This is a genomic window from Woronichinia naegeliana WA131, from assembly GCA_025370055.1.
GTDB lineage: Bacteria > Cyanobacteriota > Cyanobacteriia > Cyanobacteriales > Microcystaceae > Woronichinia > Woronichinia naegeliana.
Genome location: CP073041.1, coordinates 2,295,886 through 2,309,847 on the forward strand (window position 1 = coordinate 2,295,886; position 13,962 = coordinate 2,309,847).

Below are 13,962 nucleotides of genomic sequence, written 5' to 3' on the forward strand. Positions count from 1 at the left end.
AGGCTTATAGAGGAGTGCATCGCACGGAGCTATTAAATAGTTTAAAACTTACGTTGAGAAATTCTTTTCCTAAACCTATACTTTTGTGGGGTGAAAGTGGAATAGGCAAAACTTTCGTGCTTAATCAACTGGTTGACGAAATGCCTGATTCTGTATACATTTCTATTTTGGCACTGGTATCGTCTAGCTAGAAGCTATAAACGTTGCAATACAAGAGGTTCAACAAATCAGGCAAATTTGGAGTAAGTCCTCCCAAGTTAACCCTTTTTGAATTATACCGAGAGCTACCGCAGGAACTTTTTTCGTCGTAAAATGGCTGCGAACAAAGTTATGAACCATCCAGAAAATATCTAGCACTCGCTGTAATCCCACAACAGATTTAGCATAAGTATTTGTTCGACGACGAAAGGCGGCTAAATAGCGTCGTAGAGAACTATTAAATGCCTCAACGTGGTTGGCATGAACATCCTTGTCTTCTGGTTTTTCTGTTGTCTCAGGATGTTCAGTTTTCGGAGTTTCTACTTTCTCTAGTTTACCCTCAGAATCTCGACGTTTACTACTCTTATTTTTTAATCTTACCACCATACCCTTCGGTAATACTTTGGTGGGACGACCTCGCTTCCCAGTCCTTAATACTTCGTGACAAATATTAAATAGCAGTTGACTATATCGCTTTTCTCCATCTGTAAATAACTGGAGAGATTCTGCACTCCTTTCAAATAATTCCGCTACCGTCATCATTGCTTCTAGAAATAATTTCTGCTCTTTTTTACCACATTTTAAATGCCAAATAAAGCGGCTAGCCCTGTCCATGAGCACGATTGTCCACCCCTCAGAGGCACTTGCTTCTTTATTTTTTCCAACTTTTGTGTATAGTTCATCCCCTTCTATTACTAATTTAACAAATTCATTCACTAAGGCGTATAAAAATAATGTCTCTTGTAATCCTGATAATTTCTTTTCCCAATTCAATATTGTTGTTTTTGCGTAGCCGAATACTCGGGCTGCTGCATTTAATCCTATTCCTTCCATTCTGGCTTTTAATACTTTTACAATTTCACTTAATGGGGTTTCTAAGCCAGCGATTACGCTACCATAAGTCTCAGCAAAACAAGAACCACAGGTTCTCCTGAACAAAGAGTGATAATTAAAGCTTATCATGAAAAGCAAGCTAAAAAACGATTTCGCATATTATCAAAGTTCATAAATCCATAAGCTTGACGCTTGATTAGTTTAAGACGATTATTGATGCCTTCCATTGCCCCATTCGTCGTTCGACTCAAAAAGTAGTTACAAATAGAGTCCAAATTCCTACGAATTGTGCTAATTACATCTGTATAAATGCTCTTTGCATTCTCTAACCATTCTGTAAATTTTAATCTTCCTTCTTCCTTATCATTTACTTTTTCATATATCTCTCTAAATGACTCTTTATATTCATACGCTTTACGCAAACGAGCAGATTGCTTTAACACCAATTCTAGTTTTTCTAACTCTTCCTCTTTTAGGTCTTTTTTATTTTTTAATAATAGCCACTTTTCTCCCTTGATTTTTACATTCAATTTTGTCTGTTTACGGATTTTATTCAATTCTTCATTCAACGCCTTCATTACATGAAATCTATCTGTTACAATTACTGCATTCGGAAATACTTTTTCTATTACTTTAGGAAATCCTCCCCACATATCTACACTCACTTGTTCTACTCCTTCCCTCACCTCTAATTCTTTCTCCATCAGCACTTCGATGATTTTATCTTGTTGATGACTATCTATCACTTCTATTAATTCTCCTTTCTCTATATCTCCTAACACTGTTACAAAATTCTGATGACCTTTTCGTTTCGCTATTTCATCCATCCCGAGGTGTTTTACTCCTTGCCAATCTTTTTTTTTAGCTTCACATTGACGTTGGTAAATTCCATTCACTTGATCCCATGATAGAGATTCCTCTCTACCTACTTGTTCCACACTGCTCACATTTACTCGTCCATAAATATATTCTTCATACCTCACTGTGTATTTCCTACGGGCTTCCATAAATTCTAGATTTTCTGTAAAAAACCTTTGACAATCTTTACAGTAAAATTTACGACGAGGGACTTTCAGATATACCATTTGACCAGAGATAGACAAGTCCCTTACTAATACACTGTTCGTCTGATGTAATTCATCCGTTAAGCTACCACAATAATTACATTTGACTTCTTCCTCTTGACAACTCAGTATTAAAAACGCTTGTTTTCCCTCTTGAATCACATTTCTTATGTTTACCTTTGGCAAATCTACCAGATTTTCTAGAAAAAATAACATTGATGCCATCCTCATATAGTGTATCTTATTATACATCTTCTACCGCAAAGCCAGAAGAACCGAACCACATTCTTGACAGATGAACATTTTACGTTCCCCGTTACCTTTCGTTTGGTAATGAGAATGTATTTTTACTTTTTCACTATAGCAATGAGGGCAGTTTTTCTGAAATAAGGCTTCCTCTTTCTCTTGAGGTAAGCCAATATCACTTAGGAGGTCAATTGAGCTTTTATTCAATGTTGACATTGCTTTCCGTTTTCCCTTTCTTTAATATAATGACAATAATAATTGTATAACAAAAACGGGAATATGTCCAGTCGTAAGTTATTTTCTATTTTCTCAAACTCTTACACCATAACTTTTTCTAGCTTTGATCACACGATACCAGTACCTCTATTTTGCCCGAAGGAGTAAAGTCATTAGAGACTCTGGAAAATCAGGTTGCTACTGCTGTTGCGGATCAGATAGTATCACTATTTCCATCTGGAAATCCATTAAGTTCTCCTCAAAAAACATTTGAATATATTGGAAGCAAAGCAAGGGGATTTATTGTCATAATTGATCACGGGGAAAGAATTTCAGATAGCATTTTAAGTTTACTAATTGAAAAAATTAAAAAATTTGGAGTTCAATTATTAATTGCAAGTAGATACAATACAAAAATGACTAAAGATTTAATTCTGTTTAAAAGTCTATCTCTTTCTTTACAAGAAACTCAAGATTTTATTGAGTATGAGACTTCAAAAGATTTAATTGATCCCATAAATTTCATAGATGCTTTTGCAAAAACGGGTGGGAACCCCCTAAAATTATGTCAGTTAATATTGAACAAAGACTCTGAATATGTTGCGTATAATTCAAAATATTCAAAGTTACTTAAAGCACTATCTGCATCTTTTGGATTTATTGACATAGATATTTTCTCTGAAACATTTAATATTGACAGAAATGATATATCTAAGTACAGGACAAAAAATGTAGGGAGTCGAGAAAAAGAGAAAAATTGGGTAGAGAAGGATTAAGAACAAGATGACGAAGATGGTCAAAACCAAGACGAAAAAGACTCTGCGCTAGGCGACCATGTTTCTTGAGGGGAATGGGATGAAGATGATGAATTGCTAGACCAGTTTTGAGAGACCAAGCCAAAGCTAAAGTCAGTAAAGCCAAAAGCTTACGAAGACGCTTGGGGTCAGTAAAGTGAGTAGATTCCAAGCAAAAGCCACGAGTCTTAAAGATGCCAAAAAGGGTTTCAATGCCCCAACGCAGGGCATAATCGTGAATAAGACCTTGGGAATCGGGATGTCCAATGACGATGAGTAGAGAATTATCAGGCAAGCGAAGAGCCTCTACAGAAACAGGATATCCCCAAACCCGACAACTCCCTTGAAGACGTTGAGATTCACTCTTTTGCAAGATGGGCAAAAATGACTTTGGCGGCCAAAAGCTTGCCATTGTGCTCAATCTTGTCCGTAGCCCGAATTCTCAGACAGAAAGCCAGTAGCGGTTCGAGCAGAAGATAGCGAAGCCAAGCCTGACCAATAAACTCACGGTCGCCACATAAACAACGAATCAGGGCGGTGGGAAAAATCTTGAGCATCTCCTCGATAAAACGCATTCGTTCATCACTGTTAGAATTGCCCTTTTTCTTGCTAAGCATCCACCACAAGATGGGAATGGCTACTCCTTCATGGACAATGCCGACAGTGAGGATATTATAACCATGACTGCCAAACTCCCAGGTTGTGCGGTCAATACTTAATACCCAAGGTTGAGGGATATCCAGCCAACTGACTACAATACGGGCAATGTGATGGTAATCCAGCTCAAATCCTGAGAAAAAGCGTTGTAAGCGTTTGTAATGAGAATCCACCAATGCCCGACCTTCAAAACCCAGGGCCAATTCTTTAAGGTTAACCGTTTTCACTTTGAGGAGGGCGAGTAAGAACAAGGCTAGGAAGGAGAGTCTGGCACCATGCCATCCCAAATGGGGTTTTAGGGCTTGTTTCAATGCGTTATATTGGTTCATGGGTTTTCTTACATTACGTTCATCTTCCATGAAACCCCTTTCTCTTATACTTTTCAAGCCTTTTGTCCTGTACTTAGGATATATATGAGCTCCAAGAGCAAGGCTTAATTCAAAACCATGATTACAATTTTGTTCCTCATGACACTATTTTGCAAGGTATTTCGTGTGAATATGATGACCTTATGTGTGCTCAAAAATATTGGTCACTTCAAATGCTCGTAACGAGAAAAATGATATATCCTGCAAGAAGGTTAGCTTCGTGCATTATTCGTACAAAAGTAATTGGTGAGATTGAAGATCGTGCTTTAGAGTGGGCACTTGAGGAAATTTGGCGGGCAAAAGAATGGACACTTCTTCAAGAATTGTCTCAAGTTATCCGCCATAATTTGTCTAATATTGAGAGGAGTATATTTAAAATTTCTGAGATATTGGTGGAACAAGGAAACGTGAGTAATACAGAGGACTTAATATTGAATCTTTTGAATAGAAATCTACAGGAAAGTAGTAAGACAAAATGCTATTTGTTAAAAGCTAGATATGGCTGGTGGTTCGGAGACTATAAAGAAACCATAGAGTTAACAGCCAGCATTATTTCCAATTTAAATACATCCGAACATCATTTACAAGCTCACCTTGAAAAAGGTATTGCACATTTCTTTTTGGGTGAATGGGATATAGCAAAGTTTCATTTGAAGTTAGCTGACAATCCACACACTGCCGAACCAAGAACTTTAGGTTGGGCACGTTTAATCCTTGGTACAATTGACGGCATTCGTGGAGTAAATCTTTTAGAAGGTAAGCAAAAATTAGAATCATCAATCAGGATTTTACAACAGATAGGAGATTATTTCGGTCTTTGTGTAGCTTATGGTAATTTGGGTGAAGTTACTTGGAAATCAGGCGAGCCAGGAAAAGCGTGGGAACAGCTTCAGCAAGGCTTACAATATGCGTTTGATGTAGGTAATGAAACTAACCAGTTAGAAAATAAACGCAATCAATTACACGTACTGATGAGACTTGAGGGAGTTGACACAGCAAGGTTTAATAAGTTACTATAAGAAATATTATCTCTTGATTTTACTAAATATGGTAGAATGGAGCGCATGCAAATCTACAACTCTTTGGCCACTGTTTTTGCATACAAGGGACAAACGAAACAATGCTTGGAGTATATTAACTTGGCTTCTGAAATTACAAAAGGTAATGAAGAATATGAGATTTATACTCTTGCAAATGAAGCTCTCTACTATTTGTTGACAAATAACAAAGATAAATGTTTAGACTCAGCTAGTAAAGCAGTTAATTTAGCTATTAAAGGGCAGAACTATCTTGCCGTTCAGCAGATCAAGGATGATGCTGAATATGTTGCTCAAATTAATAATCGAGCAGATATATTTTCTGATCTATTAGAGTTTTTGTCAAGTAAATATAATAGCCTACCAACAATTTCACATAAATAGATAGTATAATGTATGTAATTGTTTTTTAGTAATTAGTCACCGCAATAAAGAAGGAAATTATTGAGAATGAGAAGCAAATGAAAAAAGTAAAGAATAATGAAGAAAGAAAAGGCGGTTAAAGAGATAGGTTAGAATAGGGAGACTATGAAAAAACTAGACCCAGTTCCAGACTTAAACCAAGAAGAAGTGAAAATGCCATGGCAAAAAGAAGTGGCAAAAGATTGGTATGAAGATTATCAGAAAGAAAAAGAAGAGAACGAAAAGCTGAGAAAAGAATTGGTAGAGTTAAAGAAAGAGATAGAAAAGTTGAAAGAAAAGCTGAAAAAGCTTAACCAAAGAACGAGTGAAAATAGCTCTCAGCCCCCAAGCAGTGACGGTTACAAAAAGAAAGTCGCCAAAACCTTCGGTCAAAAAGGAAAAAAAAGAGGTCCAAAGTACGACCATGTGGGTAAAACCAGAAACGGGTTTGGTCGGGTAGATGAAATAGTAGATTTAAGGATGGAAAAATGCCCAAAATGTGGTGCGTCAGTGGAAAAGCAAAAGGAGACTATCATCAAAAAAAATCAAATAGCTGAATTAGTCAGTAAACCAGTAGAGGTAAGGGAATATGTTAGGGAAAAGTATCAATGCTCAAAATGTGATTGGGAAGGTTATGCCCCACTTCCTTTGGGATGTCGTGAAGATTTTAGCTACGGTGCAACCTTATCCAGCTTAGTGGGATGGCTGGGATATGGGGGAAATTTGACTTGGCTAAAACAACGATACTTGGTAGAAACGGTCTTTGGCATTCCTCTGTCTCAAGGGAGTTTAGCTAAAATGCACCGATGGTTTTGCGAAAGCTTGTATCCTAGTTATGAACAGTGGTGGACTTACATACAGGAGCCTGGAGTCCGTTGTGTGGACGAAACCAGCTATCGCGTCAATGGGGTTAACTATTGGATGTGGGTGGCTACTTCCTCCTCTGTTTGTGTTTTGTTTCTGGCTCCCAGCCGGAGTTCCGATGAGGTTCATTCCCTATTAGGTAAAGATTTTCATGGGCTTCTCAGTACGGACTGTTGGGGGGCTTACCATCGCCAAAATGCCCAGCATAAACAGAAATGTCTGGCTCATATTGGGCGGGAATTGAAGGCCTTGGAAACTTCCCACTTTTCTGAAAATAAACTTTTTGCTCAGAGAGTTTTTCCTATTCTAGAGGGGTGTGACCTTTAGTTGATGAAGGAAAAGAAAAGTGTTAACATGGGATGAAAAGTGACAAAGAGGAAACAATGATGACAGCAAAACTAATTAATGTAGAGGGTTCAAAGATAAAAATAGAACTAACATTAGAACTCAGTCGTTCAATGTTGGATACAGAAATAAATATTCAAAAAGGCTTAAACGAAGTAGGTTGCATCGCCAGCAAAGAAGCCTTGAAATATTTAGATACAGATGGTTCACCCTTAAAAATCGGTGAAGAAATCTGGAAGAGTAAGGGAGAGCAACCGAAAGAATATCAAACACCTTATGGTGAGGTTATAGTGAATCGTCATGTATATCAGCGTTCACCTTTGAGGAAAAACGTATTGCCCCTTAGAAAGAGAAGCAAGGATAATCATAACATCAACGCCATTATTGGCAAAACAGGTATCCTCAAAAATGTCAGGGATGGCAGGCAAAGAGGTGAAAAATGATTTATTAGAAAATCATGGTAGAAAAGTAGCGCTATCCTATATCCAAAGATTGAGTGAAGCAGTAGGAAGTGTGGTACAGGCAAAAGAAGAAGCGTGGAGTTATGCCCCGCCCAAGGAGGATAGCCAAATTGCAACAGTGGGAATAGGATTAGATGGAACCTGTATGCTGATGTGTGAGGATGGCTACCGTGAAGCAATGGTGGGAACCGTTTCCCTATACGATAGTGAAGGCGAACGTCAACATACAATCTATCTAGGTGCGGCACCAGAGTATGGAAAAAAGAGTTTTCTAGAAAGATTAGAAAGAGAAATTGAGCGAGCGAAAAACCGTTATCCAGAGGCAACATTGGTCGGGATAGCAGACGGGGCAGAATCAAATTGGAAGTTTTTAGAAAAGCAAACGGAAGAACAGATATTAGATTTCTATCATGCCTCTGGTTACTTAGGTGCCTTGGCAGAAGCGTTGCATCCGAATACCGTGTCAAAACAAAAAGAATGGTTGACTGAAAATTGTCGAGAACTCAAGCATGAAAAAGGAAAAGCAGGAGAACTGCTAAATCTGATGAAAGAAGTCAAAGAAGAAAAAAGTCATTCTAAGAATCTTACCGAGAAACTACAAGCGGCGATTACTTATTACGAGAATCATCAGCATCAAATGGATTATGCTGAATACATAGAGAAAAAGTATCCGATTGGTTCAGGTGTTACGGAAGCAGCTTGTAAGACGTTGGTCAAACAACGATTATGTTGTTCAGGGATGCGATGGAAGGAAAAAGGAGCAGGAATTATTTTGAGCCTACGAGCTTTGGTATTGACCAAGGAACGATGGAGTCAATTTTGGGCAAAACTTGATCAATATGGGTTCCCTGTAGAACCCTGATTACAACAGCTTTTATCAACTAAAGGTCGCACCCTTCTAGAGCAAGCTCGTCAATCCCATCGAGATTATCATCAAGGCAAACTGAGCTTAGAAGCTTTACAACAACAGCGACCCCTAGTTGAAGCTCAACTTCAAGAGATTCTGGATAATCCGCCGCCCACGGGATGGGCAAGTGATTCCCAATTGTTATCTAATCGCTTTCGACGTTATTGGCATGATTGGTTTACTTTTCTTACTTTTCCTGAAGTTAAACCTGATAACAATGATGCCGAGAGAGCCTTGCGTCCTGTTGTTATTCATCGTAAGGTTAGTGGCGGTGCTAGAAGTCATTGGGGCGGACAACTTGTTGCCATGATGTTTAGTTTTCTTGAAACCATGAGACTTCAAGGTAAAAGTGCGGTCGAACAGTTATCTCTTATTTTATCTTCCTCTGGTCTTTCTCCTCCTTCCATTGATGACTTTCTTCCTCTCTAGTATTTTTGGGGCTTAATGAGAATTAAGCCCCACTTATTGCTGTGACTAATTACGTCTAAAATAATCACAATCTTCGGACCATTCTTTTCAAAGTCTTCTTTTTTATTTCCTTGCTCTATCCATTCTCTTTGTATATCTTTGTAAAATATCAATAATACACTCTTAAAGTTTTGAGAGTTACCACTGGGAATCAAATCAACCCACCGTTTTTTGTCAGTATATCTAATACCACCCATTACATTGACTCTTCCTTTTCTTCTATCTCCCCTCACTTTTTTACGCTTTCCTTTTTTTGTCCAATGTTTTCTCCGTATTACTCTTAAGCTGAAGCCACTTTCATCCCAAAACCATATCTGGATTGATTCTGGCTTTTCTTTCAAAAGCTTCTTGTACTCTTCAACTTTCTTTCTAAATTCCTCTCTTTTTTGCTCATCTTGTTTATCTTCTAGACTATATTTTGCCCAGATGTAGACAAATCGCTTTTTTTTAAGCATATTTCTAAGTTGTGTATTTCCTAACAATATACCCGTTTCTTTTTCCATATGAGTTGATAGTCTTGCTACTGTCCAACGTCCAAATTCATATCCAAACTCTTCAGGCTCTTTGATTATTATCTCCGTCAATTTCTCTATGTAGGGCTTGCTGAAAAAGTCAAAAAACGAAAGAAATGTGGGTTAGGGAAGTATGGACTGAAAAAGCATAGATAACTTATCCTTATGGAAACAAATCAAAATACAGATTTTGTTTAATCTATTGTTCCTTTCTGTCTAAAAAGGTCAACACAAATCACTCCTCACAAAAGAGAGGAAAATTAACACCATTTTTCACAAGAAAAACGACTCTACAACTTTTTACTTTTTGTCTTCTGAAGTAGAGTAGAAAGATTCATTACCAAAAAGTTCATCGCAATTACCGTTTCCGAGGTCTCAGGTAGTTTGGCCATCACTCGACCAAGACTAAATTTCCTCTTTCCCTGTCCGAATTTACCCTCAATGGCATTACGCACTCTTTCATCTGAGCGTGCCTCTTTCTTTTTTTCTTTGCTCACCTCTTTCGGCGGTCTTCCCAATCGGGGACCACTCATTCTTATATCCCTTTCTTTACAATAAGCTCGATTCGCTTTTGTTCGATAGATTTTATCCACATGAACCGATTCCGGATAACATCCTGTTTCCCTTTTATATTCTTCTATTCGCGCTTGTAAATCTCCCGATTCGTTGTAATTATCCCAACTTAATTTGTCTAAGAAGACAAAGCCATTCACATTACTTGCCGATATTTTAGCTCCAAACTCTACTGCTTTTCCCGCTTTTCCACGCACTATTGGACGCACGTGAGGTTGGCTTACACTCACAATTCTGTTTTCTACTTTATTTGTCTTTTTTTCATACATTTCTAACTGTTGCTCATACACTTTTCCTATCGTTACAAGCTCTTCTTGCTCTTTTTTCGTTAGTTTTTCTAACTTTGCTCCCTCTTCTATCATTTTTTCTATATCAGACAAGTTTCTTTTTATATATCCTAGTTGTTTTTTTGTTCCTTTTCTTCTTTCTTTTTTTGACACACGACGTTTTTTTGCTATGGCTAAGTACTCTTTTCTTGCCACTTCCCTATAAGTCCTCGGCTTTTCTTTCCTTTTCTCTTTTATTTCTTCATACAGCTTATCTATTATTTTTTCTGTTTTTTCTCTGGCATCATTCAATATTCCTATATCCGTTGGATATTTTATATCTGCTGGTGTACAAGCATTGGTGTCAACTTAAGCCAAAATGCCTACTCACAAAAGATTAGCCTAAAAGCAGGCGGAAGTAAGAGTAGGCTGAAAAAAAGGTTAGTATATAAAAAAGTGAGCAAAAAACAAATGGCAAGACAACATCCTCGGAGAAAAGGAAACCCAGACTTACGTCGTAAGACAAATCAGCCAGGGGTAGAAATCCCTGAAATAACAAAAGAGTTGTTTGAATTACTAGAACCCACAATGTTTACACCATTAAAATATTTACAGGGAACTCATGAGAAAATGATGAGAGATAGGGTATTAAATTTACCAGTAATGGTGGCATTAGTGTTAAGTATAGTGTATCGTCAAATAGCGGGTATAAGTGAAGCGGTAAGACTGTTAGAGGAAGAGGGATTGCTATGGGTAGCATCATTAAAAGTAAGCAAACAGGCAGTATCAAAAAGAATGATGAATGTGCCAGCCGAAATATTTGCAATATTACTAAAAGAAGTGTTAGAAAAAGCAGCCGAAAAAGGGAAGAAGCTCCAAGTAGGAGAAAAATGGGAAAAAATAAGAGAAAAGTTTAGTGCAGTGTGGATAGCAGATGGCTCAACGCTAGAGCAGATAAGGAAAAATATGAAAATAAGTAAAGAAGAAAAGAGTAAATTGGGGGGTAAAATAATGATGGTAGTGGAAGCCTTTACCCAAAGACCCGTTACTTTATGGTACACAGAAAATGATAAATCAAATGATAAAATATGGTGTGAAGAATTGGCAGCTAAATTACCAGAAAATGGTTTAATTCTCGTAGATATGGGATTTTTTAGCTTTGTGTGGTTTGATTTGTTAACAGAAGCTAAAAAGTTTTTTCTAACCAGATTTAGAGCGGGTACATCTTACAAAACCAAACAAGTATTGTCTCAAGGTAGTCATTACAGAGATGAGATTATCATTATGGGAAATTACCGTTCTAATCCTTGCAAGCATCCGGTGAGATTAGTCTCAGTATTATGGGGAACAATCTGGTATCAGTATTTAACAAATGTGTTGTCTCCCGAACAACTGTCCGCCGAAGAGGTCTGTGATTTATATCGAAGACGATGGACAATCGAAGAAGCCTTTTTATTAACGAAAAGACTTTTAGGACTAGCCTATTTATGGGTAGGGAATAAGAATGGTGTCCAAATCCAGATTATTTGCACTTTGATTTTCTATACGGTCTTAAATCAATTGGTAGGGGAAGTGGCGATTGCTCTAAATCAACCGAAAGAAAAAATCTCAGTAGAGATGGTGTTTCGGAGTCTATACTATGTAGCGAAGGCTATTGCTAGAGGAGAAAAGCCTGATACAGTAACCTATCTGGCTGAACGTGCTAAGTTATTTGGTTTGGTCAAAGCTGAGAGAAAGCGACATCGAGAAAAGGCCGCTCTCAATCAACAAATTTGGGAACCCATTCCTTTAAGTTGACACGGATGGTGTACAAGTCGCATCTAACAATAACTTTCCTTCATTTTCTTTTTTTTCTGACGCTACACCCGTCGCTTTTTTTTCTATTTCTTTATTAATTTTATTTATTAATTCCATTCCTATTTTTTTACGAAAATGAACCATCATTGACGCATTAAATGCTTCTTTGCTACTATAGCTTTCCATTCCTATAAAGTACTGTAAATAAGGGTTCTCTTTTATTTGTTCTACTGTTTCTCTGTCACTTTTTCCTGAAATTTCTTTGATAATTAATGCTCCTAATGCCATTCTAAATGATTTGGCTGGGGCTCCTTTTTTTTCTGTGAAGTTTTTTGCATATTCTTCCTCATATTCTTCCCAAAGAATCATTTTTGACATTTCTATCCAACGATTTTCTTCGTCTAACTGCCCGCCGAACAGATTTTTCAAGTTTTCTGGTGTTTCAATTGAGTACTGTTGCTTTCGGTACATCTGCTTTCTCTCTTCTTAATGCAATGGTTTTGAGGCATTCTACCCTATTTTCGTGCATTCTAGCGGTTCTTAATTCGCCTACTATTTTTCTCCGTAAAGGTTTCAGCTTTTTTCAGCAAGCCCTAACTACCTTTGGTAGATTCTCGTAGGCTTTTGCCTTCCAACGGAGCGATCGTCTCCACTGACAGATCGGACAATGGCGAACCCGACAGAATTTAGCAGAAGCCAACTTTAACCTCTGTTGACCTGTCTTATTATCGGGAACCAGTTTGAATTCTAGTAATTGAGAGCAAAGGGAAACCCTCTCGGCGTGAGAATCCATTCCCCCTTGCTTGTAATAATTAGAGATGATGTCGGCATTTTTCCGATGCTTATCCCAAGGCTTATCTTTTTCAGAGAGGGATTCTAAGAATGTATATCCATCTTGATGAATAAAAGATACAATGGGAACATTAGATTTTTGACCGATATTGAGTTGGTCAGGCACAAAAACTCCGAGTATTTGGTTGGCGTAAGATACCTTCTAGGATACTGGAGTTTTTTGCTATTTGAGATTAATTATTTTGAAGTGCAGGGGATACGGGCAAAACCTCGATCAACGTTATCCCTTAATGATTAATGATTTTAATGATTAATGATTAGATGATTCTAGTCGCGCTGACGCGCTAAAGGCCGCCAAATGCGGTGTAAATTTGGCGGTAAAGAAGCAAATATTGACAAGCCTCCTGCCGAGTGGCTACGGACTATGGAGGCTCTATGTCGGTTCCTACGTTGGTCTCCACCAGAGCGTATTGTCCTGATTATCGCAGATTCCTGAATGAGTTTTCCAACCGACATATCGGGGGAAGTACAGAGCTTGGCGACTACCAGAATAGACTTTTGAAGGTCTAGGACTTCACTACAACACTCCCTTGACTACGAGAAACGAACTACTTAAACAGGTCTCGATCCGCATCAAAGAGACATGGCAAAAGGCTAGAGTTCTTTCAACAGGAGGCTAATAAACTTATTAAGCACCTTTACGGTCTCCTTGTAATACTTGGATTGTTCCCCAACCGACAAAATCTTCATCCCAAGAACCCGATCTCGAAGCTGATGTAGCAGATCACGATCAAGTTGCTTAATACCTGAAAACATATCTAGTTGTTGAGGATTTCCATGATTAGAGAAAGAAGTCTTACCCTCCATGTCTGATAGCTGAAGTCGCAATACTGCCATCTCGTCTTTCAGTTTCTCGTTTTCTTTTTCCAAACTCTCATGTAATACATGGTTTAATGCAAAATGTTCAATCAAATCTGCCCTTGTAATACGCTGTTTGTCGGCTATATTTCCTAGCATTTCCCATGTTGAATCTGTCGCCCGAATGCTTCTGACAGGACGAAGCTCATTAGACTTTTGAATAAATTTACCGTTGTCACCACGAATGCGGGTCATACCGAGTAATACATGAAAGTCAGAGGATTGATTACCGAAAGGATAGCA

9 protein-coding genes and 6 pseudogenes are annotated in these 13,962 nt (G+C 37.9%); 7 read left to right on the forward strand and 8 right to left on the reverse strand.

The window, feature by feature from the left end:
- Positions 1-219: 219 nt before the first annotated feature.
- The 3 genes from KA717_11775 to KA717_11785 are packed head-to-tail and all read right to left on the reverse strand — an operon-like array spanning position 220 to position 2,558.
- Positions 220-1,161: an IS1 family transposase gene (locus tag KA717_11775; GenBank protein UXE63266.1), complete on the reverse strand. Its 942-nt coding sequence runs from the start codon at positions 1,159-1,161 to the stop codon at positions 220-222.
- Complete coding sequence (locus tag KA717_11780; protein ID UXE63267.1) at positions 1,158-2,312, reverse strand: ISL3 family transposase; 1,155 nt, start codon at positions 2,310-2,312, stop codon at positions 1,158-1,160. The genes KA717_11775 and KA717_11780 overlap by 4 nt, the downstream gene beginning before the upstream one ends.
- A gap of 39 nt (positions 2,313-2,351) precedes the next feature.
- Positions 2,352-2,558 (reverse strand): hypothetical protein, encoded by a 207-nt coding sequence (locus KA717_11785; GenBank protein UXE63268.1) that lies wholly within the window; start codon positions 2,556-2,558, stop codon positions 2,352-2,354.
- Between the two features lie 152 nt (positions 2,559-2,710).
- Between KA717_11785 and KA717_11790 the strand changes: the two genes are divergently transcribed.
- On the forward strand, positions 2,711-3,334 hold the full coding sequence (locus tag KA717_11790; GenBank protein UXE63269.1) for a hypothetical protein: 624 nt from the start codon (positions 2,711-2,713) through the stop codon (positions 3,332-3,334).
- On the opposite strand, the pseudogene KA717_11795 reads toward KA717_11790, so the two are convergent.
- Positions 3,270-4,338: pseudogene (locus tag KA717_11795) on the reverse strand (IS4 family transposase). The gene KA717_11790 and the pseudogene KA717_11795 overlap by 65 nt on opposite strands.
- Before the next feature lie 230 nt (positions 4,339-4,568).
- Between KA717_11795 and KA717_11800 the strand changes: the two are divergent.
- The 5 genes and pseudogenes from KA717_11800 to KA717_11820 all read left to right on the forward strand — a co-directional run bounded on the left by KA717_11800 (position 4,569) and on the right by KA717_11820 (position 8,822).
- A complete protein-coding gene (locus KA717_11800) occupies positions 4,569-5,396 on the forward strand; it encodes a hypothetical protein (protein UXE63270.1) in 828 nt (275 codons plus the stop codon).
- A gap of 45 nt (positions 5,397-5,441) precedes the next feature.
- Positions 5,442-5,798 carry a hypothetical protein gene (locus KA717_11805; GenBank protein UXE63271.1) on the forward strand — a complete coding sequence of 119 codons (357 nt, stop codon included), beginning with the start codon at positions 5,442-5,444 and terminating at the stop codon, positions 5,796-5,798.
- 222 nt (positions 5,799-6,020) lie between these two features.
- A pseudogene (locus KA717_11810) lies at positions 6,021-6,977 on the forward strand (IS66 family transposase).
- Positions 6,978-7,066: 89 nt separating this feature from the next.
- Positions 7,067-8,348, forward strand: a pseudogene (locus tag KA717_11815) (ISKra4 family transposase).
- A gap of 15 nt (positions 8,349-8,363) precedes the next feature.
- A pseudogene (locus KA717_11820) lies at positions 8,364-8,822 on the forward strand (transposase).
- Here KA717_11820 and KA717_11825 read toward each other — a convergent pair.
- Together KA717_11825 and KA717_11830 are read right to left on the reverse strand one after the other, a co-directional pair.
- The gene (locus KA717_11825) at positions 8,819-9,445 is read right to left on the reverse strand and encodes an IS630 family transposase (GenBank protein ID UXE63272.1); all 627 of its coding nucleotides are present in this window, start codon (positions 9,443-9,445) and stop codon (positions 8,819-8,821) included. The pseudogene KA717_11820 and the gene KA717_11825 sit on opposite strands and share 4 nt — an antisense overlap.
- A gap of 218 nt (positions 9,446-9,663) precedes the next feature.
- Positions 9,664-10,566 (reverse strand): annotated as a pseudogene (locus KA717_11830) (IS5 family transposase).
- A gap of 117 nt (positions 10,567-10,683) precedes the next feature.
- Here KA717_11830 and KA717_11835 point away from each other — a divergent pair.
- Entirely contained in the window at positions 10,684-12,009 is a 1,326-nt protein-coding gene (locus KA717_11835) for an IS4 family transposase (protein UXE64634.1), read from the forward strand.
- A 6-nt stretch (positions 12,010-12,015) separates the two neighbouring features.
- Here the strand turns inward: KA717_11835 and KA717_11840 are convergent.
- Positions 12,016-12,480 (reverse strand): annotated as a pseudogene (locus KA717_11840) (transposase).
- Positions 12,481-13,455: 975 nt separating this feature from the next.
- The gene (locus tag KA717_11845; protein ID UXE63273.1) at positions 13,456-13,914 is read right to left on the reverse strand and encodes a hypothetical protein; all 459 of its coding nucleotides are present in this window, start codon (positions 13,912-13,914) and stop codon (positions 13,456-13,458) included.
- Between the last annotated feature and the right edge of the window lie 48 nt (positions 13,915-13,962).

Coding starts and splice junctions, on each gene's coding strand:
- KA717_11775 (UXE63266.1), bottom strand. CDS start 1,161: ATGATAAGCTTTAATTATCACTCTTTGTTCAGGAGAACCTGTGGTTCT.
- KA717_11780 (UXE63267.1), bottom strand. CDS start 2,312: ATGTTATTTTTTCTAGAAAATCTGGTAGATTTGCCAAAGGTAAACATA.
- KA717_11785 (UXE63268.1), bottom strand. CDS start 2,558: ATGTCAACATTGAATAAAAGCTCAATTGACCTCCTAAGTGATATTGGC.
- KA717_11800 (UXE63270.1), top strand. CDS start 4,569: ATGATATATCCTGCAAGAAGGTTAGCTTCGTGCATTATTCGTACAAAA.
- KA717_11805 (UXE63271.1), top strand. CDS start 5,442: ATGCAAATCTACAACTCTTTGGCCACTGTTTTTGCATACAAGGGACAA.
- KA717_11835 (UXE64634.1), top strand. CDS start 10,684: ATGGCAAGACAACATCCTCGGAGAAAAGGAAACCCAGACTTACGTCGT.
- KA717_11845 (UXE63273.1), bottom strand. CDS start 13,914: ATGACCCGCATTCGTGGTGACAACGGTAAATTTATTCAAAAGTCTAAT.